Genomic DNA, 3858 nt, shown 5'->3' on the forward strand with positions numbered 1-3858 from the left:
ACCATCTCCATGTAAACGCCGAGCAGCAACAGCAGCAAACCCAGAACCGAGCGACGCCAGTTGCGAAAGGTATAGCAGCGCGGCGCCGGTTTGGCCTCCCAGCGCAGCACTTCGTTTTTTCCAAGAAACGGCTGCCGGTCCATCAGCGGCCTTCCAGCGCCCGAACTCGCTCGGCGGCTGCCTGTCCGATCTTGCCGCCGCGGTCGGCTTCGGCCACATTTCGGTAGAGCGCCAGGGCTTTTTGCCGTTCCCCGGTTCTTTCATAGCCCTGGGCCAACAAGTAACCACCCTGCAAGGTCGGCAGCAATTTCATGCTTTGTTCGAGTTCGCGCACGGCGGCGGGGTTTTCCCCCCGTTGCAGCAAAACGAAGCCCAGACCCATGCGCGATTCATAGTAATTGCCGTTGAGCTCAACCGCTCTTTGCAGGTAGCGACGCGCCGGCACCAGATCCTCGGCCTTGAGAGAGGCCAAACCCAGGCGGGTATAGATCAGGGATTCGTTGGGCGCGGCCTGAAGCGCCTGCTGATAAGCGGCAATGGCCTGGGGCAACTGATTGCGCGCTTCAAGCTGGCGACCCTGGTCATAGAGCTCGAAGCCTTTCTGTTTCTGGCGCAGGGACGCTGTCGCCTGCTGAAACTCCCGGGTATTGAAGGTGAAGCCCGCCGCTGCCGTAGCCTGGGGATAGGTGGTCTGGATGTACGCCTGATTTTCCAGCATGCGCTCCCGGGAAAACGGGTGAGTCCGGAATAGGCCGCCGACCCAGCCAGGCTCGGCCCCGCCTTCGAGCTTGCGATAGAACAACTCCTGAAGCTGCACCGCCCCGCGCGGGTCATAGCCGGCCCGCACCATGTAGTCAATGCCCAGCCGGTCGGACTCGCGTTCCTGTTCGCGGCTGTAAGTGTTATCGATGAGCGTCGCCGCCAATTGTCCGGCCTGCTGTGCCAGCGGACCGTAGGCGGCATCGCCGGCCACCCCGGAAATCACCGCCAGTCCGACATTGAGCAGGGCGCCGCGCTGCATGCCGGCCACCGAGTGGCGGGCGGTGACGTGACCGACCTCGTGCCCGAGAACCGAGGCGAGCTGCGCTTCATTTTCCATGACCACCAGCAATCCTCGCGTGATGGCGATGGGACCACCCGGCAGGGCGAAGGCATTGGGCGTTGAGTCATTAATCACCGCGAACTGATAAGGCAGGTCCGGCCGGTGACTGTAGCGGGCGACGCGCTGCCCGACCTGCTCAACATAAGCGCGCAGGACCGGATCAGGATAGTCGCCGCCCATTTGCTGGAGAACCTGGGGAAAGGTTTTCTGGCCGATGGAAATTTCCTCCGCCTCGGAAATCTGCATGAGAGCCAGCTCCGAGCGCCCGGTCACCGGATTGACGGCACAACCGGCCAGCCAAAGCAAAGTGAGCAACACCGCAGAAAACCTTGTAAGGGCGTATTTTTTCACCTTCATAGCGATAGTTCCTTTCCTCCTGGGAAAATTCAATCCACGACCTACACGGAAATTTTAAATAAATCTGACCCTTTGGCAAGAGATGCCGACCAACACAAAAATTCTATTTGGCTTTTTCCGGCAACCTCACTAAACTTGAAAGGTTTTGCCAATCCGCCAGCTGAAAGATTCGAGGAGATCCTAAATGCCCCAGCACATCCGCAACATCGCCATTATCGCTCACGTCGACCACGGCAAGACCACCCTGGTCGACGCCATGCTCAAGCAGTCAGGCGTCTTTCGCGAAAATCAGGTCATCACCGAACGCGTCATGGACAGCAACGACATCGAGAAGGAACGCGGCATCACCATTCTCGCCAAGAACCTCTCCATCCGCCACGGCGACCTCAAGATCAACATCGTCGACACCCCCGGTCATGCCGACTTCGGCGGCGAAGTCGAGCGGGTGCTCAAGATGGTCGACTCGGTGCTGCTGCTGGTCGACGCCTGTGACGGCCCCATGCCCCAGACCCGCTTCGTGCTCAAGAAATCCCTGGACCTCGGCCTCAAGCCCATCGTCGTCATCAACAAGATCGACCGCCCCGGCGCCCGCGCGGAAAAGGTGGTGGACATGGTTTTCGACCTGTTCTGCGAACTCAACGCCAGCGAGGAACAGCTCGACTTTCCCATCGTTTTCGCCAGCGCCAAGCAGGGCATCGCCAAGCGCGACCTCAAGGATGAATCCGCCAACCTGGAGCCCCTGTTCCAGATGATTCGCGAGCGCGTGGCACCGCCCGAGGTCAATCCCGACCGGCCCTTCCAGATGCTGGTCACGCATATTGATTATAACGACTACATCGGCCGCATCGCCACCGGCAAGATCTTCAATGGGAGCGTCAGGGCCGGTGAAAGCATCGCCCTGGTCAAACGCGGCGGCGAAATCGTGCGTGGACGCATTTCCAAACTGCTCGGCTACGAAGGACTGCGCCAGGTCGAGATCAGCGACGCCTCCGCCGGCGACATCGTCACCCTGGCCGGTTTCGAGGAAGTCGGCATCGGCGAAACCTTCGCCAGCCTTGATGATCCCCATGCCCTGCCCTATGTTTCCATCGATGAACCGACCATTGCCATGAACTTCATGGTCAATTCCTCGCCTTTCGCCGGTCGCGAAGGCAAGTTTCTCACTTCGCGGCAGATCCGCGAGCGCCTGCAGCGCGAATTGCGCACCAATGTGTCGCTGCGCGTGCAGGATACGGACAACACGGACACCTTCAAGGTCTCCGGGCGCGGCGAACTGCATCTGTCCATTCTCATCGAGAACATGCGTCGCGAGGGATTCGAACTGGCGGTGTCCAAGCCCGAGGTCATCCTGCGTGAAATCAATGGTCAGGTGTGCGAACCCACCGAATACCTGGTGATCGATGTGCCCGAGGAGTTCCAGGGCACGGTGATCGAAAAGCTTGGCGTGCGCAAGGCCGAGATGGTTTCCATGCAGCCCATGGACGGCCTCAATCGCATGGAGTTCATCGTACCCTCCCGCGGGCTGATCGGCTTTCGTACCGAATTTCTCACCGACACGCGCGGCACCGGCGTCATGACCCACACCTTTCATGATTACGCACCCTTCAAGGGACATATCCAGGGACGCAAGAACGGCGTGCTCATCGCCATGGAACATGGGGAAAGCGCCGGCTACGCCCTGTTCAACCTGCAGGAGCGCGGGATTCTGTTCATTGGGCCGGGCATCGAGGTCTACGAGGGTATGGTCATCGGACAGAATGCCAAGGAAGACGATATGGTGGTCAACCCCTGCAAGGGCAAGAAACTCACCAACGTTCGCGCCTCGGGCAGCGACGACGCCATTCGCCTGACGCCGCCGCGTATTTTCAGCCTGGAGCAGGCGCTGGAATTCATCGACGAGGACGAGCTGGTGGAAATCACCCCCAAGTCCATCCGCCTGCGGAAAAAGTACCTCGATGCCAACGAGCGCAAGCGCCAGGAAAAAAAGGCCAAGTAATCCGGAAAACCTCTCTGCCCTTTTCCATTATTCCGTGTTGTTTTTCCGGCGCGGCGGGTATAGCATAAGATTGTTTTGTCTCATCACATCTTGGGGGAGGTTCTCATGCTCAAGGAGATCGGTTTTCTGGGGCTGGGTACGGTTGGCCGCCACATGGCGATCAACCTGCTCAAAGGCAACTACAATCTAACGGTATACGATCGCCAGGCCGACGCCGTCGCGGATCTGGTCCGCATGGGCGCCAAGGGAGCCAAGACGCCCCTGGAGGCGGCGAGTAAAAAGGACATGGTCATCATCATCCTCCCCGAAAAGGAGGAGACCGAGGCGATGTTCTCCGGAGATCGCAGCTTCCTGCAAGGGCTGGATCCCGGCACCCTGCTGGTGGACATGGGCACCCACAGCC

General features: G+C 59.6%; 3 protein-coding genes. 2 read left to right on the forward strand and 1 reads right to left on the reverse strand.

From position 1 onward, the window contains the following. Window positions 1–142: 142 nt before the first annotated feature. Entirely contained in the window at window positions 143–1417 is a 1275-nt protein-coding gene (locus QAT43_RS14510) for a M48 family metalloprotease (protein WP_305043805.1), read from the reverse strand. A 226-nt stretch (window positions 1418–1643) separates the two neighbouring features. Between QAT43_RS14510 and typA the strand changes: the two genes are divergently transcribed. Then, entirely contained in the window at window positions 1644–3455 is a 1812-nt protein-coding gene (typA, locus tag QAT43_RS14515; RefSeq protein ID WP_305043806.1) for a translational GTPase TypA, read from the forward strand. 105 nt (window positions 3456–3560) lie between these two features. Further along, on the forward strand, window positions 3561–3858 hold a 298-nt coding region (locus QAT43_RS14520; RefSeq protein ID WP_305043807.1), incomplete at its 3' end, for an NAD(P)-binding domain-containing protein.

The sequence above is a fragment of the Geoalkalibacter sp. genome, assembly GCF_030604225.1.
Taxonomy (GTDB): Bacteria; Desulfobacterota; Desulfuromonadia; order Desulfuromonadales; family Geoalkalibacteraceae; genus Geoalkalibacter.